This window comes from Pseudomonas frederiksbergensis (assembly GCF_035751725.1).
Classification (GTDB): domain Bacteria; phylum Pseudomonadota; class Gammaproteobacteria; order Pseudomonadales; family Pseudomonadaceae; genus Aquipseudomonas; species Aquipseudomonas frederiksbergensis_A.
Genome location: NZ_CP142104.1, coordinates 1,982,612 through 2,004,005, shown reverse-complemented (window position 1 = coordinate 2,004,005; position 21,394 = coordinate 1,982,612). Strand labels below are relative to the sequence as shown.

General features: G+C 61.7%; 20 protein-coding genes, 5 tRNA genes and 1 pseudogene. 8 read left to right on the top strand and 18 right to left on the bottom strand.

Translation table 11 applies throughout. The annotated features are described in order from the left end of the window. Positions 1 to 102: 102 nt before the first annotated feature. The 10 genes from VQ575_RS08915 to uvrB all read right to left on the bottom strand — a co-directional run bounded on the left by VQ575_RS08915 (position 103) and on the right by uvrB (position 7,612). The gene (locus tag VQ575_RS08915) at positions 103 to 1,062 is read right to left on the bottom strand and encodes a tRNA dihydrouridine synthase (protein ID WP_325919481.1); all 960 of its coding nucleotides are present in this window, start codon (positions 1,060 to 1,062) and stop codon (positions 103 to 105) included. A gap of 111 nt (positions 1,063 to 1,173) precedes the next feature. Further along, entirely contained in the window at positions 1,174 to 1,659 is a 486-nt protein-coding gene (locus VQ575_RS08910; protein WP_045155556.1) for an acyl-CoA thioesterase, read from the bottom strand. Between the two features lie 45 nt (positions 1,660 to 1,704). After that, entirely contained in the window at positions 1,705 to 2,538 is an 834-nt protein-coding gene (locus tag VQ575_RS08905) for an alpha/beta fold hydrolase (RefSeq protein WP_325919480.1), read from the bottom strand. Between the two features lie 27 nt (positions 2,539 to 2,565). Beyond that, positions 2,566 to 3,105 (bottom strand): TetR/AcrR family transcriptional regulator, encoded by a 540-nt coding sequence (locus VQ575_RS08900; protein WP_039593946.1) that lies wholly within the window; start codon positions 3,103 to 3,105, stop codon positions 2,566 to 2,568. A gap of 179 nt (positions 3,106 to 3,284) precedes the next feature. Continuing rightward, a tRNA-Glu gene (locus tag VQ575_RS08895) sits at positions 3,285 to 3,360 on the bottom strand. A 76-nt stretch (positions 3,361 to 3,436) separates the two neighbouring features. Continuing rightward, positions 3,437 to 3,512: transfer RNA gene (locus VQ575_RS08890), tRNA-Ala, on the bottom strand. Positions 3,513 to 3,568: 56 nt separating this feature from the next. Beyond that, positions 3,569 to 3,644: transfer RNA gene (locus VQ575_RS08885), tRNA-Glu, on the bottom strand. A 79-nt stretch (positions 3,645 to 3,723) separates the two neighbouring features. Next, positions 3,724 to 3,799, bottom strand: a tRNA-Ala gene (locus tag VQ575_RS08880). Positions 3,800 to 3,945: 146 nt separating this feature from the next. Continuing rightward, positions 3,946 to 5,427, bottom strand: a complete 1,482-nt coding sequence (gene gltX / locus VQ575_RS08875; protein ID WP_039593947.1) for a glutamate--tRNA ligase — start codon at positions 5,425 to 5,427, stop codon at positions 3,946 to 3,948. Positions 5,428 to 5,596: 169 nt separating this feature from the next. Next, positions 5,597 to 7,612 (bottom strand): excinuclease ABC subunit UvrB, encoded by a 2,016-nt coding sequence (gene uvrB, locus VQ575_RS08870; protein ID WP_039593948.1) that lies wholly within the window; start codon positions 7,610 to 7,612, stop codon positions 5,597 to 5,599. A 333-nt stretch (positions 7,613 to 7,945) separates the two neighbouring features. Here uvrB and VQ575_RS08865 point away from each other — a divergent pair, with 333 nt between their 5' ends. From VQ575_RS08865 to VQ575_RS08850, 4 genes are all read left to right on the top strand, one after another. Next, positions 7,946 to 9,142 (top strand): amino acid aminotransferase, encoded by a 1,197-nt coding sequence (locus VQ575_RS08865; RefSeq protein WP_045155554.1) that lies wholly within the window; start codon positions 7,946 to 7,948, stop codon positions 9,140 to 9,142. A 218-nt stretch (positions 9,143 to 9,360) separates the two neighbouring features. Beyond that, positions 9,361 to 9,436, top strand: a tRNA-Asn gene (locus VQ575_RS08860). A gap of 258 nt (positions 9,437 to 9,694) precedes the next feature. Then, positions 9,695 to 9,889: a hypothetical protein gene (locus VQ575_RS08855; protein ID WP_039593950.1), complete on the top strand. Its 195-nt coding sequence runs from the start codon at positions 9,695 to 9,697 to the stop codon at positions 9,887 to 9,889. A gap of 89 nt (positions 9,890 to 9,978) precedes the next feature. Next, a complete protein-coding gene (locus VQ575_RS08850) occupies positions 9,979 to 10,161 on the top strand; it encodes a hypothetical protein (RefSeq protein WP_030142043.1) in 183 nt (60 codons plus the stop codon). Here VQ575_RS08850 and VQ575_RS08845 read toward each other — a convergent pair. Further along, positions 10,158 to 11,219: an AI-2E family transporter gene (locus VQ575_RS08845; RefSeq protein WP_039593951.1), complete on the bottom strand. Its 1,062-nt coding sequence runs from the start codon at positions 11,217 to 11,219 to the stop codon at positions 10,158 to 10,160. The two genes, VQ575_RS08850 and VQ575_RS08845, sit on opposite strands and share 4 nt — an antisense overlap. 145 nt (positions 11,220 to 11,364) lie before the next feature. Between VQ575_RS08845 and trhP the strand changes: the two genes are divergently transcribed. Next, complete coding sequence (gene trhP, locus VQ575_RS08840) at positions 11,365 to 12,696, top strand: prephenate-dependent tRNA uridine(34) hydroxylase TrhP (protein ID WP_039593991.1); 1,332 nt, start codon at positions 11,365 to 11,367, stop codon at positions 12,694 to 12,696. Positions 12,697 to 12,769: 73 nt separating this feature from the next. Here trhP and VQ575_RS27185 read toward each other — a convergent pair whose 3' ends face one another. The 7 genes and pseudogenes from VQ575_RS27185 to VQ575_RS08810 all read right to left on the bottom strand — a co-directional run bounded on the left by VQ575_RS27185 (position 12,770) and on the right by VQ575_RS08810 (position 18,735). Next, entirely contained in the window at positions 12,770 to 13,525 is a 756-nt protein-coding gene (locus VQ575_RS27185) for a methyl-accepting chemotaxis protein (RefSeq protein WP_411829968.1), read from the bottom strand. A 102-nt stretch (positions 13,526 to 13,627) separates the two neighbouring features. After that, a pseudogene (locus VQ575_RS27180) lies at positions 13,628 to 14,449 on the bottom strand (cache domain-containing protein); the annotation flags it as partial. Positions 14,450 to 14,608: 159 nt separating this feature from the next. Then, positions 14,609 to 15,925, bottom strand: coding sequence for a Na+/H+ antiporter family protein (locus VQ575_RS08830; protein ID WP_196304764.1), 1,317 nt, complete (start codon positions 15,923 to 15,925; stop codon positions 14,609 to 14,611). A 212-nt stretch (positions 15,926 to 16,137) separates the two neighbouring features. After that, the gene (locus tag VQ575_RS08825; RefSeq protein ID WP_039593954.1) at positions 16,138 to 17,451 is read right to left on the bottom strand and encodes a sensor histidine kinase; all 1,314 of its coding nucleotides are present in this window, start codon (positions 17,449 to 17,451) and stop codon (positions 16,138 to 16,140) included. Further along, positions 17,448 to 18,116 carry a response regulator transcription factor gene (locus VQ575_RS08820; RefSeq protein ID WP_039593955.1) on the bottom strand — a complete coding sequence of 223 codons (669 nt, stop codon included), beginning with the start codon at positions 18,114 to 18,116 and terminating at the stop codon, positions 17,448 to 17,450. Before VQ575_RS08820 ends, VQ575_RS08825 begins: the two co-directional genes overlap by 4 nt. Then, positions 18,116 to 18,427, bottom strand: coding sequence for a PepSY domain-containing protein (locus VQ575_RS08815; protein ID WP_039593956.1), 312 nt, complete (start codon positions 18,425 to 18,427; stop codon positions 18,116 to 18,118). Before VQ575_RS08815 ends, VQ575_RS08820 begins: the two co-directional genes overlap by 1 nt. Then, the gene (locus tag VQ575_RS08810; RefSeq protein ID WP_152668469.1) at positions 18,427 to 18,735 is read right to left on the bottom strand and encodes a PepSY domain-containing protein; all 309 of its coding nucleotides are present in this window, start codon (positions 18,733 to 18,735) and stop codon (positions 18,427 to 18,429) included. The genes VQ575_RS08815 and VQ575_RS08810 overlap by 1 nt, the downstream gene beginning before the upstream one ends. A gap of 152 nt (positions 18,736 to 18,887) precedes the next feature. On the opposite strand from VQ575_RS08810, the gene VQ575_RS08805 reads away from it, so the two are divergent. The 3 genes from VQ575_RS08805 to VQ575_RS08795 all read left to right on the top strand — a co-directional run bounded on the left by VQ575_RS08805 (position 18,888) and on the right by VQ575_RS08795 (position 21,344). Further along, the gene (locus VQ575_RS08805) at positions 18,888 to 19,967 is read left to right on the top strand and encodes a patatin-like phospholipase family protein (protein ID WP_039593957.1); all 1,080 of its coding nucleotides are present in this window, start codon (positions 18,888 to 18,890) and stop codon (positions 19,965 to 19,967) included. Positions 19,968 to 20,050: 83 nt separating this feature from the next. Then, positions 20,051 to 20,407 carry a 6-carboxytetrahydropterin synthase QueD gene (gene queD / locus VQ575_RS08800; RefSeq protein ID WP_025212792.1) on the top strand — a complete coding sequence of 119 codons (357 nt, stop codon included), beginning with the start codon at positions 20,051 to 20,053 and terminating at the stop codon, positions 20,405 to 20,407. 106 nt (positions 20,408 to 20,513) lie between these two features. Beyond that, on the top strand, positions 20,514 to 21,344 hold the full coding sequence (locus VQ575_RS08795) for an alpha/beta fold hydrolase (RefSeq protein WP_325919478.1): 831 nt from the start codon (positions 20,514 to 20,516) through the stop codon (positions 21,342 to 21,344). Positions 21,345 to 21,394 lie beyond the last annotated feature (50 nt).

The window sequence follows — 21,394 nt, the reverse complement described above, 5'->3', positions numbered from 1 at the left end:
AGTTCAGCAAGTTTTTTTGTCTCCGCGACCCGAATTCGGCATCGCGTATCCCCTATCTAGGGACCGCCAAAAACTTTTCAAGAGCTTTTTCTTAAAATTTTTTCAGGCCGCCTCGGTGCGCTGCACACCCAACAAATGGCCTACCGCGTCCAGGTCGGTTTCCCGCCGCACGGCACTGAACAGCTCAACCGCCTCCGGATAATTTCGCGTCAACATCGCCAGCCATTGCTTCAACCGGCCTGGCGCCTGGCGTGGCGTCAGTTGGTCGACCACTTGCAGCCAGAAATCCTGGAGCATCGGCTGTAGGTCGGCCCAGGACATCTCGGTGACTTCTTCACCGGCCCGGGCGGCGGCGATCTGCCGGGCCAGGTCGGGGCGGGACACCAGGCCGCGACCGAGCATGATGTCTTCGACTCCGCTGATTTCGCGGCAGCGACGCCAATCCTCGACACTCCAGATATCACCGTTGGCGAACACCGGCACCTTGACCACTTCCTGGACGCGGGGAATCCACTCCCAGTGGGCCGGCGGCTTGTAGCCGTCGACCTTGGTCCGCGCATGCACGACGATATGGGCCGCGCCGCCCTCGGCCAGCGCCGTGGCGCAGACCAGCGCGCCGTCCGGGCTATCGAAGCCCAGGCGCATCTTGGCGGTGACAGGAATGTATTTGGGCACCGCACGCCGTACATGCTCGACGATCTCGTTGAGCAGCTCCGGCTCCTTGAGCAGCACTGCCCCGCCCCGCGACTTGTTTACCGTCTTGGCCGGACAGCCAAAATTCAAGTCGATCACCTCAGACCCCAGCTCGCAGGCCAGCGCCGCGTTTTCCGCCAGGCACACCGGGTCGGAGCCCAGCAATTGCACCCGCAGGGGTACGCCCGCGGCAGTTCGGGCGCCGGTCAGCAATTCCGGGCCGAGCTTGTGGAAATAGGCGGGCGTGAGCAGACGGTCATTGACGCGAATGAACTCGGTGACACACCAATCAATGCCGCCAACACGGGTCAGGACGTCACGCAGGATGTTGTCGACCAACCCCTCCATGGGCGCCAAGGCAATTTGCATGGAAAACACACTCAACGAAAAAACGTGCGGCAGTTTAGCGGATTTCCTGCACAAAATCGGCAAATCGCCGCCGAGCCTTTGTGGGACGAGCTTGCTCGCGATGGCGGTGGATCAGCTTGCGAAGGTGCTGGCTGTACCGCCGCCTTCGCGAGCAGGCTCGCTCCCATCCAGGCTTAGCGCCACGCCATAACCCTCGATAAACTCCGGCGGCATGCGCTTGGGTCGGCCGGTGGAAAGTTCGATACAGACAAAGGTGGTTTGGGCCCGCAGCAGCGTGGTGTTATCGCTGGGCCGGACCAGTTGGAAGTGCCGGGTCATTTTCAGGCGCTGGTCCCAGTCGACGATCCAGGTCGCCAGCTGCAGTTCGTCGCCCTCGTAGGCCGCTGCCAGGTAATCGATTTCATGCCGCACCACCGCCATGGCGCGATCCAGCCGCCGGTACTCCACCAGGTCCAGGCCCAGGCGCTGGGAATGCCGCCAGGCGCAGCGCTCCAGCCAAGTGACGTACACCGCGTTATTGGCGTGGCCCAGCCCGTCGATGTCTTCTGGATTGACCTGAAGATCAATAATGAACGGCGTTGCCCGATCCCAGCCCATGCCCCTCTCCCGGTCGAATTTGGATCGGGGCAGTGTACCGGATGCTCAAGCCGATTGCCGCGCTTGCAGGCTGCGTCCTGCCAGCAGTGATAACACCCCATCAATGACACGGGGATCGGCCAGGACTCGCTGGTGCCCGCCCTCCGGCAAGCGCAGCAGGCGGCTGTCGAACCAGGCTTCATGGATCAGTTGCGATTCCTCGACCGATACCGATGTATCGTCCTCGGCATGGACAATCAGCCCCGGAATATCCAGCTGGTATTGCGAGACATCCATCTTCGAAGCCTGCATGCCCACATCCTGCTCCACCTGGCGAATGAACGCCGAGCGCGCCCTGGCGGGCATTCCCATCATCCGGGCGAACCCACGCAACACGCCGAGGATACGCGCCGGCGCGGCGATACTCACCAGCGTCTCGGTTCGCAGCCCCAGCTGGACCGCCAGCATGGCACTGGCGCCGCCCATGGAGTGACCGATTACCGCTTGCAGCGGCGGCAACTCGGCTGCGGCTTCGAGCATCGCCCGGGCAAACAACGGGACATTGGCCTGGCGACCCGGCGAGCGACCGTGGGCCGGTCCATCCAGCGCCACCACCGTATAACCGGCGTCCACCAGCGCGTTGATCAACGCTGCAAATTGGGTCGGCCGCCCTTCCCACCCGTGCATCAACAGGACCGCCGGGCCTTTGCCCCAACGCAAGGCAGACAGGCCGAAGCGCAACGTGATGCGCTCGGACGAGGCCAGCAATGGCAGTTCCCAGGCCCGTGGTGGCAGGTTGCGCGGACTCATGAAGACCCTGCGCATGCTCTTCGCCACCAGCCGCGGCGCGATCCAACCAAGGGTGCCATTGACGCCACGAATCCAGCTCAACCTGTCCATGCTCATCTCCAGGGCTTGCGCCTTAGCTCAACGCACCGCCGACTTGGCGGCGCGCAGTAAACGATCCGATAACTCACCCGGGCCCAATGCCCGTGCCAGGGCCAGGCCGCCGACCATCAAGGCGATGTCGGCCAGGGCTTTGTCGGCGTCTTCGGGGCTGGCGGCCAACTGCGCGACCATCAGCTCGATATGCTCGTTGAGAACTTCACGAAACGCGTCCGGCAGCCGCCCGAGCTCGCCGACCGATGCCGGGATCGGACACGCTTGCTCGGTGGAATCACGGTGCTTGCGCGACAGATAGAACGCCGCGACCAATGCGCGCCGCTCTTCACCCGTCAGCTCGGCATCCATGTCGGCGATCAAGCCACGGCGGCGATTCAACAACTGCTTGAACGCCTCCAGCATCAACGCATCCTTGCTTTCGAAATGGGCATAAAAACCACCCACCGTCAGGCCGGCTGCGCCCATCACCTCGCCCACGCTCGGCTCGGCCGGCCCGCGCTGGATCAGCGCATCGCTGGCGGCCTTGAGAATGCGTTCGCGGGTTTGTGCTTTTTTATCGCTCATCGTTGCCTCCGAATATTACGATTGAAATATTATTCTCATAATAAATTTCCGCAAGCGAAATAGTGACCGCTCGTCAGAAGTATTTTTGGAGGATAAGGGAATTGGCTGAATGCCAGGCAAACAAAAGGGCCATTCAAGAATTGAATGACCCTTATAAAATCCCGCAGAGCGGGTAATCGTGGCGTCCCCTAGGGGACTCGAACCCCTGTTACCGCCGTGAAAGGGCGGTGTCCTAGGCCACTAGACGAAGGGGACACAAACCTTCTGAACATGATCAGCGCTGAGTACTGATCGCTTCAAGGCCGGTGTGGCCAAACCTTGAAGTGTAAATTGGTGGAGCTAGACGGGATCGAACCGTCGACCTCTTGCATGCCATGCAAGCGCTCTCCCAGCTGAGCTATAGCCCCGGATTTTTCGCCTCGCGGCGGAGCGACATCATCTTGCAACATCGCTTCTGTAAAACTGGCGTCCCCTAGGGGACTCGAACCCCTGTTACCGCCGTGAAAGGGCGGTGTCCTAGGCCACTAGACGAAGGGGACGCAAACCCTTCTATACAACTGATCAACGCTGAGTGTTGATCGCTTCAAGGCCGGTGTGGCCAGGCCTCGAAGTGTAAATTGGTGGAGCTAGACGGGATCGAACCGTCGACCTCTTGCATGCCATGCAAGCGCTCTCCCAGCTGAGCTATAGCCCCTCATCGCTGAGGACGGGGCGAATCTTAAGGGCGTATCGGAGGGCTGTCAAATTTATTTTCAAAGAATTTGAAAATTTTTTGCCGGGATAACAATCACTTACCGACAAAACCCGGAAAACCGGGGCATGCCCTGCTCCATCGACCGCTTAAGCAATCGCGCCCAGCAGTTTTTCCCACTCTTTGTTTTCCTTCTTCGACACGCCACCGAGCAGATCGATGGCTTGGCGCAGGCGGAAACGGGTCAGGTCCGGCCCGAGGATTTCCATTGCATCGAGCACCGACACCGAGCTGGCCTGGCCGGTAATGGCGGCGAACATCAACGGCATGGCATCGCGCAATTTCAGTTCCAGCGATTCGACCACGGCCTGGATGGTCGCGGTGATGCTGTCCTTCTCCCACTGGCGCAGGCTTTCGAGCTTCCACAGGATCAACTGCATCAACTGCCGCACCTGGTCGCCCGAGAGTTTCTTGGATTCGAACAACTTCGCGTCCGGGGTCACGCCACCGGCGAAGAAGAAGCCGGCCAGCGGGGCGATCTGGCTGAAGGTCTCGACCCTGCCCTGCACGTGGGGAGCGATCTTCATCATGTACTCAGGGTTGAACGCCCACTTCTGCACGCGTGCGGCGAACTCTTCCACCGGCAGGTCACGCAGCCACTGGCCGTTGAGCCAGGAGAGTTTCTCGACGTCGAAGATCGGCCCGCCCAGGGAGACACGCGACAGATCGAAGTGCTCGACCATTTCCTGCAGCGAGAACTTCTCACGCTCGTCCGGCATCGACCAGCCCATGCGCCCCAGGTAGTTGAGCATCGCCTCGGGCATGAAGCCCATGCGCTCGTAGAACGTCACCGAGGTCGGGTTCTTGCGCTTGGACAACTTGCTTTTGTCCGGGTTACGCAGCAGCGGCATGTAGCACAGCTGAGGTTGTTCCCAGCCAAAGTACTCATAGAGCAGGATCAGTTTCGGCGCCGACGGCAGCCATTCTTCACCACGCAGAACGTGAGTGATGCCCATCAGGTGATCGTCGACCACGTTGGCCAGGAAGTACGTCGGCAGGCCATCGGTCTTCATCAGCACTTGCATGTCCATGCGATCCCACGGGATCTCGACATCGCCACGCAGCATGTCCGGCACCACGCAGACACCCTCGGTCGGCACCTTCATGCGGATCACATGGGGCTCGCCAGCGGCCAGGCGACGGGCGACTTCTTCTTTGGACAGCAGCAGCGCGCGGCCGTCGTAGCGCGGGGTTTCGCCACGGGCGATCTGCTCGGCCCGCATCTGGTCGAGCTCTTCGGCAGTGCAGAAGCAAGGGAACGCATGCCCCATGTCCACCAATTGCTGACAGTACTGCTTGTAGATCTCGCCACGTTCGCTCTGGCGATACGGGCCGTGCGGGCCGCCGACGTCCGGGCCCTCGCTCCAATCGATGCCGAGCCAGCGCAGGGCGTCGAAAATCTGCTGTTCCGACTCGCGGGTCGAACGCAACTGATCGGTGTCCTCGATCCGCAGGATGAACTCACCACCGTGCTGCTTGGCAAAGCAATAGTTGAACAAGGCGATGTAAGCGGTGCCGACATGGGGATCGCCAGTGGGCGAAGGCGCGATGCGGGTACGGACGGTGGTCATGGCATGTCTCGGAAAGAAGATAAAAGCGAAGATCAAACAGGGGGCGAATGGTAACAGGCGATGGTGGGCGGGCTCCAGTGAGCGCGGGATTTGTGTGGCCAACCATTCAGACTGAGCTGCCCCATTCGCGAGCAGGCTCGCGAATGGGGCTATGAGGACACCTCAATGCTCAGACAGCCAACAACCGCTCCCGCAACTTGCCAATCTCATCACGCAACTGCGCCGCTGCCTCGAACTCCAGGTCCCGGGCCAATTGGTACATCTTCTCTTCCAACTGCCGGATCCGCTTGGTGATTTCGCTCGGCGAGCGCAGTTCGGCCTCGTAGCGGGCGCTCTCTTCGGCGGCCTTGGCCATGCCTTTGCGCTTCTTACTGCGCGAGCCAGGCACGGTGGCGCCTTCCATGATATCGGCGACGTCCTTGAACACCCCTTTTGGCGTAATGCCATTGGCCAGGTTGAAGGCGATCTGCTTGTCGCGGCGGCGCTCGGTCTCGCCGATGGCCCGCTCCATGGAGCCGGTGATGCGATCGGCATAAAGAATTGCCCGACCATTGAGGTTACGGGCCGCGCGACCGATGGTCTGGATCAATGAGCGCTCGGAACGCAGGAAACCTTCCTTGTCGGCGTCGAGGATCGCCACCAGCGACACCTCGGGCATGTCCAGGCCTTCACGCAGCAGGTTGATGCCCACCAACACGTCGAAGGTGCCCAGGCGCAGGTCGCGGATGATCTCGACCCGCTCCACCGTGTCGATGTCCGAGTGCAGGTAACGCACCCGCACGCCGTGGTCGGCCAGATAGTCGGTGAGGTCTTCGGCCATGCGCTTGGTCAGCGTGGTGACCAGCACCCGCTCCTCCAGCGCCACGCGCTTGGTGATTTCCGACAGCAGGTCATCGACCTGGGTCAGCGCCGGACGCACCTCCACTTGCGGGTCCACCAGGCCCGTCGGCCGCACCACTTGCTCCACCACGCGGCCGGCATGCTCGGCCTCGTAGTTGCCCGGGGTGGCCGAGACGAAGATCGTCTGCGGGCTCACGCTTTCCCATTCGTCGAAGCGCATCGGCCGGTTGTCCAAGGCCGAAGGCAGGCGGAAACCGTATTCCACCAAGGTTTCCTTGCGCGAACGGTCGCCTTTGTACATGGCGCCAACCTGCGGAACGCTGACGTGGGACTCGTCGATCACCAGCAAGGCATCGGCTGGTAGGTAGTCATACAAGGTGGGCGGCGGCGCACCCGCCGGGCGCCCCGACAGGTAGCGCGAGTAGTTCTCGATACCGTTGCAGTAGCCCAGCTCCAGGATCATCTCCAGGTCAAAGCGGGTGCGCTGCTCCAGGCGCTGGGCTTCCACCAGCTTGTTGTTCGAACGCAGGTATTCCAGGCGTTCTTGCAGCTCGGCCTTGATCCCTTCGATGGCATCCAGCAGGGTTTCCCGTGGCGTCACGTAGTGGCTCTTGGGGTAGAACGTGAAGCGTGGCAACTTGCGGATCACCTCGCCAGTCAGCGGGTCGAACGCCGAAATGCTCTCCACTTCATCGTCGAACAACTCGATGCGAATCGCTTCCAGGTCCGATTCTGCCGGGTAGATGTCGATCACATCACCGCGCACCCGGAACGTCGCCCGGGCGAAATCCATGTCGTTGCGGGTGTATTGCAAATCCGCCAGCCGCCGGAGCAAGGCACGCTGGTCGAGTTTGTCGCCACGGTCCACATGCAACACCATCTTCAGGTAGGTTTCCGGGCTGCCCAAGCCGTAGATGCATGACACCGTGGTAACGATGATCGCGTCCTTGCGCTCAAGCAACGCCTTGGTCGCCGACAGCCGCATCTGTTCGATGTGGTCGTTGATCGAGGCGTCCTTCTCGATGAAGGTGTCCGACGACGGAACGTAGGCCTCGGGCTGGTAATAGTCGTAGTAGGAAACGAAGTACTCCACCGCGTTGTTCGGGAAAAACGCCTTGAATTCGCCGTACAACTGCGCCGCCAGCGTCTTGTTCGGCGCCAGCACCAAGGTCGGGCGCTGCACCTGGGCGATCACGTTGGCGATGCTGAAGGTCTTGCCCGAACCGGTCACGCCCAGCAACGTCTGGTGCGCCAGACCGGCCTCGATGCCTTCGACCATCAGCCGGATGGCTTCCGGCTGATCGCCGGCGGGCTGGAAGCGGGTGACTAGCTGGAATTCAGACATAACATAACCCCTGGGTTCACTCCTGTCGGCCAGGCGACGGGAACGAGAAAGACCGAAACGACTGACGTCGCCCGATGAAAAAGCTGGACTTCATACAATGTGGAGGTGAATGCCTTCGCTTTCAAGACGAACGTCCTACACGCCTTGCAGGCTTTGACGCTGCGAAGAGACTAACGGTCGAAAAAAAATCGAAAATACTTACCGTAAACACCGAATAGCCTGTCGCCGTGTTCGGTGATGGCCTCTATACTAGCTCCCCGTTTGTGCACCGCTCTAGTGCATCCGACTGGAGCGCGACACGTCCCCTCACTCTCCATTCAGAGCCGCGCACTAATGAGCCTGTTTTCCGCTGTCGAATTGGCACCACGCGACCCCATCCTGGGCCTCAACGAAGCTTTCAATGCCGACACCCGTACCAATAAGGTCAACTTGGGCGTAGGTGTTTACTGCAACGAAGAAGGGCGCATTCCATTGCTGCGCGCCGTGGTTGAAGCCGAGACGATTCGCGTGGCTCAGCACGTTTCCCGTGGCTACCTGCCGATCGACGGCATCGCCGCGTACGACCAGGCAGTCCAGACCCTGTTGTTCGGCAAGGACTCCCCGCTGATCGCTTCCGGCCGCGTCATCACCACGCAGGCGGTGGGCGGCACCGGCGCGCTGAAGATCGGCGCCGACTTCCTCAAGCAACTGCTGCCTGACGCAGTCGTGGCCATCAGCGACCCGAGCTGGGAAAACCACCGTGCGCTGTTCGAAACCGCCGGCTTCCCGGTGCAGAACTATCGCTATTACGACGCCGCCACCCACGACGTGAACCGCAGCGGCCTGCTGGAAGATCTCAACGCCCTGCCCGACCGCTCGATCGTCGTGCTGCACGCCTGCTGCCATAACCCGACCGGCGTGGACCTGAGCCCGGAAGACTGGAAAAACGTCCTGGCCGTGGTCAAGGCCAAGAACCACGTGCCTTTCCTGGACATGGCTTACCAGGGCTTCGGCAAAGGCATCGATGAAGACGCCGCAGCCGTGCGCCTGTTCGCCGAGTCGGGCCTGACCTTCTTCGCCTCCAGTTCGTTCTCCAAGTCGTTCTCCCTGTACGGTGAGCGTGTTGGCGCCCTGTCGATCGTCAGCGAGTCGAAGGAAGAAAGTGCCCGCGTGCTGTCCCAGGTCAAGCGCGTGATCCGCACCAACTACTCCAACCCGCCGACCCACGGCGCCAGCATCGTCGCGGCCGTGCTCAACAGCCCAGAGCTGCGGGCCCAATGGGAAGAAGAACTGGCCGAGATGCGCCTGCGTATTCGTGGCATGCGCGACCAGATGGTGGACATGCTGGCCAAGGCCGCCCCGCAGCACGACTTCAGCTTCGTCGCACGCCAGAGCGGGATGTTCTCCTACTCCGGCCTGACCGTTGAACAAGTGACACGCCTGCGCAACGAATTCGGCATCTATGCCTTGGACACCGGCCGCATCTGCGTGGCCGCACTGAATCAGAACAACATCGAAGCGGTGACCAAGGCCATCGTCCAGGTAATCTGAGCCTCGATGGTTTGAAAAATGGGAGGCCTTGGTCTCCCATTTTTTTCGGGAGCCCTTGTGGCAAGGGAATTTATGCCCCTCGCCACAACAGATAGTGATCCTGCGAGAGCTGTGTGAAGCAGTAACATGTGATACTTGGATGTCACCTCCACAAAAAGCTCTTCCAGCGATCTACTCAAGCTTGACTTCTCTTTTCCAATCAGTAACATACGCGCCATTCCGCGATAGCTCAGTTGGTAGAGCAAGTGACTGTTAATCACTGGGTCCCTGGTTCGAGTCCAGGTCGTGGAGCCAGACAGCAAAAGACAAAGCCCCTGAATCGAAAGGTCCTGGGGCTTTTTCGTGGGCGCTTTTCGACGTGAGTGACCGCCTGTGGCCGCGGACCGCGTACCTGAGGTCGCTACCAGAACAATAATTTGGCGCCAACCCGGCATTATGGTCTGAATCCTGCTTTCCTTTTTCCGAAAAGCCCAGCTGTCACGCCAGCGTCATGGCAGTGCCCCAAACTGCCCCTGTCCGCCACAGCAGCTTCATAACAACAAGGACGAAGCCATGCCCACACAAAACCCTCACCGCATCGTCGGCCTGTGCACCTCCAGCAAGGTGTACAACGCGCTGACCGAACTCAAGCACCTGGAAGGCCACCGCAGCGCCAAGTTCCTTTCCTTGCTCGCGGAAAACCTGGTTCGCAAGGGCCTGCTCAGCGAGCAGGAAGTGGTGCACATGCTCGACTTGGTGGTCGATTGAGCGGCATCGATTCCTACTATTGAGACCGTTGATTTTTCTCCATCCCGCATGAAACGTAAGGTAACCCCATCGATTGATGGAGGTTTCCCATGCCCAAGGTTCAAATCATGTCTGTCGTTGGCAGCGCCGTTCCCGCCCCACTCAGGGAGCGTGGCCTGTTGGCTTGCTGGTATCTGGTGCAGGACGGCGTGACCGTCAGCGGCCCGCTGACTTCACTGCCCGCCGCCCAGGCCATGTCGCAACGTATCGGCCCCTACCTCCTGCGCGCCTAGGGCAACTGCACCCGAGGCGTGTTTTCGACGAACAGCGCCCAGCACGACATGAACAGTGCGGCGATCAGCGGGCCGATGACGAAGCCATTCAGGCCGAACACCGCCAACCCGCCCAGCGTCGAGACCAGGACCATGTAGTCCGGCATCTTGGTGTCCTTGCCCACCAGGATCGGCCGCAAGAAGTTGTCCACCAGGCCAATCACGAATACGCCGAACAGCGTCAGCACCACGCCCTGCCAGATCGCCCCGGACAACAGGAAATACACCGCCACCGGCGCCCAGACGATGCCCGCCCCCACGGCCGGCAACAGCGACAGGAACGCCATCAGCACCGCCCAAGGCAACACCGTCGGGATGCCGAGCACCCAGAAGATCAAGCCGCCTAACGCGCCTTGGGTGATCGCGACCAGCAGGTTGCCCTTCACCGTCGCCCGCACCACGCGGTTGAATTTCAATTGCAGGCGGCGCTTCTGGTGCTCGGCCAGCGGCACCGCCGAGCGCACCTTGCGTACCAGTTCCGGCCCGTCGCGCAGGAAAAAGAACAGCAGGTAGAGCATCACGAAAAAACTCACCAGGAATTGGAACGTGCCCTGGCCGAAACTGAACGCCTGGGTGGCGAAGAACTCGCTGCCCTGCATCGCGCTCTTGACGATCTTGTCCCGCAGCCCGTTCAGGTTGCCCAGGCCGAAACGGTCCAGCAGGTGCTGGAAGTACGGTGGCAATGCGTCCTTGAAGCGCGCCAGGTAATCAGCAACGTCCAGCTCGCCGCTTTCCAGGCTCTTGTAGAGGGCCGCACCTTCCTGGACCAGCAAGGTGCTGATGACGATCACCGGCAAGATAGCAATCAGCATGCAAGTGGTCAGGGTCAATAGCGTCGTGAGGTTGCGCGGCCAGTTGAGCTTCAATTGCAGGCGCCGCTGCAGTGGCGCGAAGACGATGCCGAGGATAACGGCCCAGAACACTGCCCCGTAGAACGGCAGCAGGATCCAGACGAAGGCGATGCTGACCAGGATCAGCAACAACATCTGCGACTTGTTTTGGAGGTTCTTGCGGTTCATTGGCTTTCCATTCCTTGGCAGATAAACATTAGTCCGCCAGGATTCGCCGGAGTGCCGTCGCGTCTGTTGCGCAGCCTTGATCCAGATCAATACCACCGGGCCGGCCATGGCCTACCCTCGCCGCTTTTTGCGGTCCGACGCCACCATGCACCTCGTAGCCCCCGAACTGCTCGCCCCTGCCGGCACCCTGAAAAACATGCGCTACGCCTTCGCCTACGGCGCCGATGCGGTCTATGCCGGCCAACCGCGCTACAGCTTGCGAGTGCGCAACAATGAATTCGACCACGCCAACCTGGCCTTGGGCATTCATGAAGCCCAAAGCCTGGGCAAGCGCTTCTATGTGGTGGTGAACATCGCCCCGCACAACGCCAAGCTACGCACCTTCCTCAAGGATCTCGAACCGGTGATCGCGATGGGCCCGGACGCACTGATCATGTCCGACCCGGGGCTGATCATGCTGGTTCGCCGGCATTTCCCACAGATGCCGATCCATCTGTCGGTGCAGGCCAACACGGTGAACTGGGCCAGCGTCGAGTTCTGGCAACAGCAGGGCCTGAGCCGGATCATCCTCTCTCGCGAGTTGTCGCTGGAGGAAATTGCCGAGATTCGCCAGCAGGTGCCGGCCATGGAGCTGGAGGTGTTTGTCCACGGCGCGCTGTGCATGGCCTATTCCGGACGCTGCCTGCTGTCGGGCTACCTGAACCGGCGCGATGCCAACCAGGGCAGTTGCACCAACGCCTGCCGCTGGAAATATTCGGCGCAACCGGCAGTGGAAAATACCGTGGGCGACATCGTCCAGGTGTATCAGCCGGAACCGACCCTGGGCCTCGGCGCGCCGACCGACCAAGTGTTCCTGCTGCAAGAGGCCAACCGCCCGGACGAATCCATGCCGGCCTTCGAGGACGAGCACGGCACCTACATCATGAATGCCAAGGACTTGCGAGCCGTGCAGCATGTGGAACGCCTGACTCGCATGGGCGTACATTCGCTGAAGATCGAAGGCCGGACCAAGTCGCACTTCTATTGCGCGCGCACCACCCAGGTATATCGCCGCGCCATCGATGACGCGATGACTGGCCGTGAGTTCGACCGCAGCCTCATGACCGACCTCGAATCCCTCGCCCAACGCGGGTACACCGAAGGTTTCCTGCGTCGCCATGTGCACGATGAATATCAGAACTACCAGAACGGCAGCTCGGTGTCGGAGCGCCAGCAGTTCGTCGGCGAACTGACCGGCGCCCGCCGTGAGCGCATGGCCGAAGTACGGGTGAAGAATCGCTTCGGCCTGGGGGATCACATGGAGCTGATGACGCCCAAGGGCAACTTCCACTTCGACCTGCATCAGTTGCAGAACGTCAAGGGCCAAGGCATCGACGTCGCACCGGGAGACGGGCACGTGGTGTATGTGCCGATTCCGGATGCGGTGGATTTGCGGTTTGGGTTGTTGATGCGGGATGTGCGGGAGTTGGCTGCCTGATCATTGTGGCGAGGGGATAAATCCCCTCGCCACAACAGCGCTCGACTTAAGTTGGCGGAACGACTTGCCCGGATCAGATCCGGAACTGCCCCACCAATTGGCCCAGGCGCTGGCCCAGGTCGGCCAGGCTGCGGGAGGTCTGGGCGCCGCGTTGGGTTTCGTCGGCAACGCTGTCCACGGCCACGGCAATCTGATGCACGCTGCGGTTGATTTCTTCGGCCACGGCGGTTTGTTCCTCGGCCGCGCTGGCGATCTGGGCGTTCATCGAGTTGATGGTGCCAATCAACTGCGCCATGGTGTCCAGTGACGCGCCGGCCTCGTTGGCCCGCTCCGAAGTGCCATCGCCGGCCTCACTGGAACGGCGCATCGCCTCCACCGCCGCATGAGTACCCGATTGCAGGCGATCGATCATGCCCTGTATTTCCTGGGTGCTTTGCTGGGTCCGACTGGCAAGGGCGCGGACTTCATCGGCCACCACCGCAAACCCACGCCCCGCCTCACCGGCACGTGCGGCCTCGATGGCAGCGTTCAGGGCCAGCAAGTTGGTCTGCTCGGCGATGGAACGAATCACCCCGAGCACACTGACAATCGAAGCGACGTCCTGTTGCAGGCTGTCCAGGGACACGCCGCTGCTGCGGATATCGTTCACCAATGCATGAATCTGCTGGATGCTGCCGGCCACCACGCGCTTGGCCGACTGCCCTTCTTCGTCGGTCTGCTGGGCCGCGACGGCAGCGCCCTGGGCACTGCGGGCGACTTCCTGGGCGGCGGACGACATCTCGTTGATCGCGGTGGCGACCTGGTCGGTTTCGTGGCGCTGACGCTCCATCGCCTGCTCGGAGCGCTGGGCCTGCTCGGAAACTTGCGTCACCAGGCCGGTCAATTGCGAGGTCATGTCAGTGATCTGCCGGACCAGGCCGTGGATCTTGTCGACGAAACGGTTGAACGAACCGGCCAACTGGCCCAGTTCATCCTGGCTGGTGATCGCCAGGCGCCGGGTCAGGTCGCCCTCGCCCGCCGCGATGTCGTCAAGGTTGTCCTTCATCAGGTGCAAAGGACGCAGGATGGTATTGGCGAGCACCAGGCCCACGACTGCAATCACCAGCAACACGACGGCGGCGATCCCGACGATGCTCAGGATCACACCTTGCAGGCGGTCGTGGACCTTGGCTTCCACCAACGCCACCTGGGCTTCGATACCGTCCAGGTTGACCGAACTGCCTACCGCCAGATCCCATTTGGGCAGGTATTCGGTGTAGCCGAGCTTGGGCACCAGGTCCTTGCTGCCGGGCAGTGGCGAACTGTATTCGAGGTAATGCGTGCCGTCCTTGGCGACTTTCACCAAGTCACGGTTGACGTAGACACCGTTCGGGTCGCGGTTGTCCTTGAAGCTTTTGCCCACGCCATCGGGGCTGTTGGCCTTGAACAGACGAATGGTCTCGGAGTCATAGCCGAAGAAATAGCCGTCCTTGCCGTAGCTGATATTCGACAAGAGCTTGATCGCCTGGGCGCGTGCTTCGTTATCGCCTGGCGCGGCGGCATCGTAGAGCGGCTTGATGGCTGTCAGCCCGACCGCGACATAATTCTGCAGCGTGGCCTTGGCTTCGCTGAGCAGGCGCTCGCGGGTCTGCTGGACTTCTTTGCTGGCCTGTTCCTTCAAGATGAACGCAGTGGTCAGGCTGATGATCACAGCGGACAGCAATACCGGGAGTATCGCAAGGGACAGGACTTTAGCCTTCAAGCTCAGGCGCATGCTGTTCACTCTTGTAGGTGTTATTGGCGTGGTTAGCTGGGTTAACGGCAGGGCACGGCAAAACTGTAGGACAGGTTTAACCGGCTATCGCGAACTGTCAGCAGCATGCTTGCTGGATTCGAAGGGGGCGACTCGGTCCTTGAGTCTTGTTGGTCGACCTTACAACACCATCGCCGCCACCCAACCAAACGCCAGCAACGGCAGGTTGTAGTGGATGAAAGTCGGGACCACGGTGTCCCAGATATGGTGATGCTGGCCGTCGATGTTCAGGCCGGAGGTCGGGCCGAGGGTCGAGTCCGAGGCGGGCGAGCCGGCGTCGCCCAGGGCGCCCGCGGTGCCGACGATGCAGACGATCGCCAGCGGGCTGAAACCCAGTTGCAGGCACAGCGGCACGAAGATAGTCGCCAGGATCGGCACCGTGGAGAACGACGAGCCGATGCCCATCGTCACCAATAGCCCCACCAGCAACATCAACAACGCGCCGACGCCCTTGTTGTGGCCGATCCAGGCCGCCGAGGCTTCCACCAGGCTCTGGACTTCACCGGTGGCCTTCATCACCTCGGCAAACCCCGAGGCCGCGATCATGATGAAGCCGATCATCGCCATCATCTTCATGCCTTCGGTGAACAGGTCGTCGGTTTCGCGCCAACGCACCACCCCCGAGACCGAAAAGATCAGGAAGCCCGCCAGCGCACCGATGATCATCGAATCAAGCAGCAGCTGGATGGCGAACGCCGCCGCGATCGCCAACCCCGCGACCAACAGGCTCAGCGGGTTGTAGCGCACCGCCACTTGCTCGGCGCGAGCGATTTTCTTCAGGTCATAGACGCGTTTCTTTCGGTAGGTGATAAACGAGAGGATCAGGCCAAACACCATGCCCAGCGCCGGAATACCCATGGCGTGGGTGATGTTGATGCCGCTGACGTCCACACCGCTGCGAGCGACATTGGCCAGCAGGATCTCGTTGAGGAAGATATTGCCGAAGCCCACCGGCAGGAACATGTAGGGCGTGATCAAGCCGAAGGTCATCACGCAGGCGATCAGGCGGCGGTCCAACTGCAGTTTGGTCAGCACGTACAGAAGCGGCGGCACCAGCAGCGGGATGAAGGCAATGTGGATTGGCAGGATATTCTGCGATGCGACGGCCACGGTACCCAGCAGGCCGATCAGCACCCACTTGACGCCTGTGCCGCCGGCGGCGTCCTGGCGGTCGACCATGGCCAGGGCTTTGTCGGCCAGGGCGTGGGCCATGCCGGACTTGGCGATCGCCACGGCGAAAGCGCCCAGCAGAGCGTAGGACAACGCCACCGTCGCGCCGCCACCCAGGCCGGCATTGAACGCCTTGAGCGTCGCCTCGATCCCCAGGCCGCCCGTCAGGCCGCCCACCAACGCGCCGACAATCAGCGCGATCACCACATGCACGCGGGACAGGCTGAGCACCAGCATGACGCCAACCGCAGCAATTACTGCATTTATCATCGTTACCTCAAAGCACAGCGATGGAAAGCCACCGGACAAAAAGGTCGCGACTTTGCAGGAAGCGGCGGCAAGCTGCAAGGGTCACGCGGCGGGTTTTGCGGTAATGCCATCACTCTTGAGAGAGCGGGCTTGCTCGCGAATGCGGTGTATCACTCAGACATTATTAGCTGGCACACCGCTTTCGCGAGCAAGCCCGCCCCCACAGGACATCAGCGCTTGGGCAATTCGATCACGACCTTCAACCCGCCCCACTCGCTGTCATCCAAGGCCAGCATCCCGCCCCAGGTGTCGACGATGTCCCGCACGATGCCCAGGCCAAGGCCGTGGCCATCGGTCTGCTCATCCAGCCGCGTGCCCCGGCTGAAGACCTGGTCGCGCCGCTCCGCGGGAATGCCTGGGCCATCGTCCTCCACGGCCAGGCTGAACCCGTCGGCCGTCTCGACAATGGTCAGGCGCACTTCGGCGTCGGCCCATTTGCAGGCGTTGTCCAGCAGGTTGCCCAGCAGCTCCAGCAGATCCTCACGATCCCAGGGCAGCTGCAAGCCAGGCGGCGCGAGGTAAGCCAAGTGCAGATGCTCGCCATGGATCATGTTCAGCGTTGCCAGCAGCCCCGGCAGTTCGGCGTCGCAATCCAGGTGTGCGCCGGGCAAGGCATCGCCCGACAACCGGGCGCGATTGAGCTCGCGGTTCAGGCGGTGGCGAACCTGTTCCAGCTGGTCGAGCAGCAGCTTGCGCAATTGCGGATAAGGGTCGAGCTTTTCGTTCGAGGCCAGGCTTTGCAACACCGCCAGCGGGGTCTTCAGCGCATGGCCCAGGTTGCCCAGGGCATTGCGCGAACGCTTGAGGCTGTCTTCGGTATGAGCCAACAGATGATTGATCTGCGCCACCAGCGGCTCCAGTTCCCTGGGCACTTGTTCGTCGAGTTGCGAACGCTGCCCGCGCTGCAACTGGGCGATCTGCTCCCTGGCCTTTTCCAACGGACGCAACGCGCGTTGTACCGTCAGGCGCTGGAGCAAAAGGATCAGCAGCAACCCCGCCAGGCCAAGACCCAGGCCTACTTGCTGCATTCTCAGGAAACTGTCGCGCACGGGCGTGTAGTCCTGGGCCACGCTGATGGAAATCGCCTGGCCCAGGCGCCGATAGTCAGTGCGCAGTACCAGCAGCCTCTGGCCTTCGGGGCCCAGTTGCAGGTTGCTGTGCAGGCCCGGATGGTCGAGCCGGGGCAGCTCCTGGTCCCACAGGGAGCGGGAGCGCCAATGCTCGTCGGCGAAATCGATGCGGAAATAGTGCCCCGAAAACGGCCGTAGATAGGCGGGCGACAAGCGCCGCTCGTCCAACTGCAAACCTTGCGGGCCGCGCACCAGGGCCACCAGCAGGTTCTCGCTGTCGTTGCGCAGCCCCGCTTCCAGATAACGCTGCAAGCCCAGCTCGAACAACCACAGGCTGGTCTGCGCCAGGACGAGGCCGACCACGACCATCACACCGATCAGCCCAAGGCTCAGGCGCCGCTGGATGGATCTCACTGGGCCTGCCCGCCGAACAGGTAGCCCTGGCCGCGACGGGTTTCGATCACGCTGCGCCCCAGCTTGCGCCGCAGGTGGTTGACGTGGACTTCGAGCACATTGGAATCACGCTCGGTTTCGCCGTCGTACAGGTGCTCGGCGAGATGACTCTTGGAAAGGATTTGCTCGGGGTGCAGCATGAAATAGCGCAACAGGCGAAATTCGGCGGCGGTCAGTTGGACCTCCGCGCCGTCACGAATCACGCACTGGCGTCCTTCATCCAGGTGCAACCCGGCCGCCTGGAGCGTCGGTTGGTTGGCCTGGCCGTGGGAGCGACGCAGCAGCGCCTGGATGCGCAGGTGCAGTTCTTCAGGATGAAAGGGTTTGGTCAGGTAGTCATCGGCCCCGGCCTTGAGCCCTTCGATGCGCTCGGCCCAAGAGCCGCGGGCGGTGAGGATCAACACCGGCGTGGCCAGGCCACCGGCTCGCCATTGCTTCAATACCTCGAGCCCCGGCACCCCGGGCAACCCGAGGTCGAGGATGATCAGGTCGTAGGGCTCGCTGGTGCCCTGATACACCGCATCACGACCATCGGCCAACCAATCGACCGCATAACCCTGCCGGGCCAGCCCGGCCATCAGCTCGTCGGCCAGGGGAACGTGGTCTTCCACCAAGAGCAGGCGCATCAGTCTTCCTTATCTTTGAGTAAACGGCCGGTTGCGGCCTCAAGGTCCAGTTCGCGCACGACGCCGTCGGTATCCAGCAGCTCGACTTCATAAATATAGACGCCGTGCTTTTCCTCCAGCTCGGCCTCCAGCAGCTTGGCGCCAGGATGGCGGTCCAGCGCTTGTTGCAACAGTTGCTCCAGCGGCAGGATCACGCCCTGTTGGCGCAACTGCAGGGCTTCGTCCTGGTCCAGGTCCCGGGCCATGGCGAGCGAACAGAACGCCAGCAGCGCCAGCGCCCAGCGACTGCGGGCGCGTAGATTAAACTTCATTAGGTATCCTGATGATTCTTGAGCACCTCGCCGCTAGTGGCGTCGAGTTCCAGGTCCCACTCGATGCCATCGGCATCACGCAGGTCCACCTTGTAACGGTACTTGCCGTATTCCTCTTCCAGCTCGGTATCGGTCACTTCAGAGCCGGGATGCGTGGCCAGAGCAGCGGCCTTGAGCTTTTCAAGCGATTGAATGGTACCAGCGTCCAGCAGTTTTTTGATCTCGTGATCATGGAGGTCTCGCGCTTGCGCCAGGCCAGCGCCAAGAGCCATGAGCGTCGCGAGAATAAAGGCAGTCAGGCGGTTCACGGGTTCTCTCCTTTTTATAATCATCACCGGAAACTGTATCGGGGTGAACTTAACTGAAACTGAATTGCCATCATGGGACCCACATCAATGCGGGAGCTCCCACCGCGTCGTGTGTCGCTATAATCAGCCGCTTGCCAGTATTAGAGACCGGTATGACTGCCATCCATATCAAATTCCCCGCCCTCACCCTCAAGGCCGGTCCCCGTGCCTTCAAGCGAATCCGCGAGGCCGGCCTCAACGCCGCCGACGTTGGCATCCTGCCCGGCGCCGCCGGTGGCCCGAAAGCCTTGGGCATCCAGGGATTGGACCTGGCCCTGTTCGGCGAATGGCTCCCTGCGGCGCCTCGGGAACGGTCGCTGATCGGCGCCTCGGTTGGCTCCTGGCGCTTTGCCAGCGCGTGCTTGCCGAACGCCGCCGAAGGCATCAGGCGCCTGGGCACTTTGTATAACGAGCAGAGTTTCGCCAAAGGCGTGACCATGGCCGGCGTCAGCCAAAGCTCCCAGCGCATGCTGGACGATCTGCTGGAAGGTCGCGACCTGACGATCCTCGACAACCCCCATTACCGGCTCAATATCATGGTGGTCAAGAGCCACGGCCTGCTGTCACAAGACCACCGAGGCCGGCTGGGCCTCGGGTTGTCGTCGGTGATCGCCGACAACCTGCGAGGCCGTGCGCGCCTGTCGCGACATTTCGAACGGCTGATCGTGCACGACCCACGGCTGGCGCCACCGCTGCATCCCCTGACAGACTTCCCTTCACGCTTCGTGCCCCTGGTGGCCGACAACCTGCGCCAGGCCTTGCTGGCGTCGGGCTCGATCCCGATGGTGATGGAAGGCGTGCGCGACCTTCCCGGCGCCGGTGCCGGCACCTACCGCGACGGGGGTTTGCTGGACTACCACCTCGACCTGCCCTACAGCGGCGAGGGCATCGTCCTCTATCCCCATTTCACCGACCGGGTCATCCCTGGCTGGTTCGACAAAGGCTTGCCATGGCGCAAGGGCAGCGCCGAACGCCTCCAGGACGTGCTGCTGCTCGCCCCGTCGCGCGAATACCTGGCCCGCCTGCCCTACGGCAAACTGCCGGATCGCAACGATTTCAAGCGCTTCATGGGCGATGACCCGAGCCGCCGTAGATACTGGCGCACGGCGATGGACGAAAGCCGCCGGCTCGGCGATGAGTTCCTGGAGCTGACGGCCAACGGTGGATTGGGCGAGCGTTTGCTGACCCTTTAGTCAGCATGCTCGCGCATCACACGGATCAACCTGATAAACTCCGCCGCCTGCCTCGCGACCGCTACCTTAAAGAGCCTGAACCTGTGGAAATCTTCAAAGAATTCACCTTCGAATCCGCCCACCGCCTGCCCCACGTGCCCGAAGGCCACAAGTGCGGCCGTCTGCATGGCCACTCGTTCAAGGTGGCGATCCACCTCAGCGGCGACATCGATCCGCACACGGGCTGGATTCGCGACTTCTCGGAAATCAAGGCGATCTTCAAGCCGCTCTACGAGCGCCTGGACCACAACTACCTCAACGACATCCCTGGGCTGGAGAACCCGACCAGCGAAGTCCTGGCCAAGTGGATCTGGAATGAATTGAAGCCGCTGCTGCCGGAACTCAGCGCCATTCGCATCCACGAGACTTGCACCAGCGGCTGCATCTACCACGGCGAATAAAACCGGCTCAGTTCCCTGGCAAGCCTTCTGTGACAAGGGGGTCTCCCTGCTGAACCGCATTGGCCTATGCTTGATCCCCTGAGCCATTTTCAGTGGAGTATCAAGCATGACCAACTGGCCGCTGGATCAGGTCTACGACTTCAACGGACATTCCATCCGCTACGCCATCCACGGCGACGGCCCACCGCTGGTGTTCGTCCATGGCACGCCGTTCTCCTCTTATGTATGGCACCGGATCGCGCCGCTGTTCTTTGCTACGCACCGGGTGCACTACTTCGACCTGCTGGGTTATGGCCAATCCGCGCAGCCGGATGCCGACGTCTCCCTCGGCGTACAAAACCAATTGCTCGCCCAGTTGCTGGAATACTGGAACCTGGAGCGCCCAGACGTGGTGGCCCATGACTTCGGCGGTGCTACCGCACTGCGTACGCATCTGCTCGATGGCAAGGATTACCGCAGCCTGACCCTGATCGACCCGGTGGCGCTGTCACCGTGGGGTTCACCTTTTGTCCAGCATGTGCGCCAGCATGAAACGGCGTTCAGCGGCCTGCCCGATTACATCCCGCGGGCTATCGTGCCGACTTATATCCGCGGCGCGATCAAGCGAGACATTCCGGAGGCAGAGTTGGCGCCCTACGTTAAGCCGTGGCTTGGCGAGCCGGGCCAGGCGGCGTTCTATCGGCAAATTGCCCAGATGGATGAGCGCTATACGCGCGAGGTCGAGGCCCTGTATCCGAAGGTGCGCTGCCCAACGCAAATCCTGTGGGGCGAAGATGACCAATGGATCCCCATCGAGCGCGGCCGGTCGTTGCACGGGATGATTCCCGGGGCGCTGTTTCAGCCCGTGCCAAGTGCCGGACACCTGGTCCAGGAAGACGCGCCGGAAGTGATTGTCGCGGCGGTCTTGCGGTTCCTGGCATTGCCTCTTGCCTGCTGAAGGAGCCGCTCCCACAAGCGAACCGCATGTACCGTGCGGCCTGTGTTCCA

Excerpts from the sequence above, each read along its gene's own strand:
- VQ575_RS08915 (WP_325919481.1), bottom strand. The coding sequence starts at position 1,062 with ATGCAAATTGCCTTGGCGCCCATGGAGGGGTTGGTCGACAACATCCTG.
- VQ575_RS08910 (WP_045155556.1), bottom strand. The coding sequence starts at position 1,659 with ATGGGCTGGGATCGGGCAACGCCGTTCATTATTGATCTTCAGGTCAAT.
- VQ575_RS08905 (WP_325919480.1), bottom strand. The coding sequence starts at position 2,538 with ATGGACAGGTTGAGCTGGATTCGTGGCGTCAATGGCACCCTTGGTTGG.
- VQ575_RS08900 (WP_039593946.1), bottom strand. The coding sequence starts at position 3,105 with ATGAGCGATAAAAAAGCACAAACCCGCGAACGCATTCTCAAGGCCGCC.
- gltX (WP_039593947.1), bottom strand. The coding sequence starts at position 5,427 with ATGACCACCGTCCGTACCCGCATCGCGCCTTCGCCCACTGGCGATCCC.
- uvrB (WP_039593948.1), bottom strand. The coding sequence starts at position 7,612 with ATGTCTGAATTCCAGCTAGTCACCCGCTTCCAGCCCGCCGGCGATCAG.
- VQ575_RS08865 (WP_045155554.1), top strand. The coding sequence starts at position 7,946 with ATGAGCCTGTTTTCCGCTGTCGAATTGGCACCACGCGACCCCATCCTG.
- VQ575_RS08855 (WP_039593950.1), top strand. The coding sequence starts at position 9,695 with ATGCCCACACAAAACCCTCACCGCATCGTCGGCCTGTGCACCTCCAGC.
- VQ575_RS08850 (WP_030142043.1), top strand. The coding sequence starts at position 9,979 with ATGCCCAAGGTTCAAATCATGTCTGTCGTTGGCAGCGCCGTTCCCGCC.
- VQ575_RS08845 (WP_039593951.1), bottom strand. The coding sequence starts at position 11,219 with ATGAACCGCAAGAACCTCCAAAACAAGTCGCAGATGTTGTTGCTGATC.
- trhP (WP_039593991.1), top strand. The coding sequence starts at position 11,365 with ATGCACCTCGTAGCCCCCGAACTGCTCGCCCCTGCCGGCACCCTGAAA.
- VQ575_RS27185 (WP_411829968.1), bottom strand. The coding sequence starts at position 13,525 with ATGGAGCGTCAGCGCCACGAAACCGACCAGGTCGCCACCGCGATCAAC.
- VQ575_RS08820 (WP_039593955.1), bottom strand. The coding sequence starts at position 18,116 with ATGCGCCTGCTCTTGGTGGAAGACCACGTTCCCCTGGCCGACGAGCTG.
- VQ575_RS08815 (WP_039593956.1), bottom strand. The coding sequence starts at position 18,427 with ATGAAGTTTAATCTACGCGCCCGCAGTCGCTGGGCGCTGGCGCTGCTG.
- VQ575_RS08805 (WP_039593957.1), top strand. The coding sequence starts at position 18,888 with ATGACTGCCATCCATATCAAATTCCCCGCCCTCACCCTCAAGGCCGGT.
- VQ575_RS08795 (WP_325919478.1), top strand. The coding sequence starts at position 20,514 with ATGACCAACTGGCCGCTGGATCAGGTCTACGACTTCAACGGACATTCC.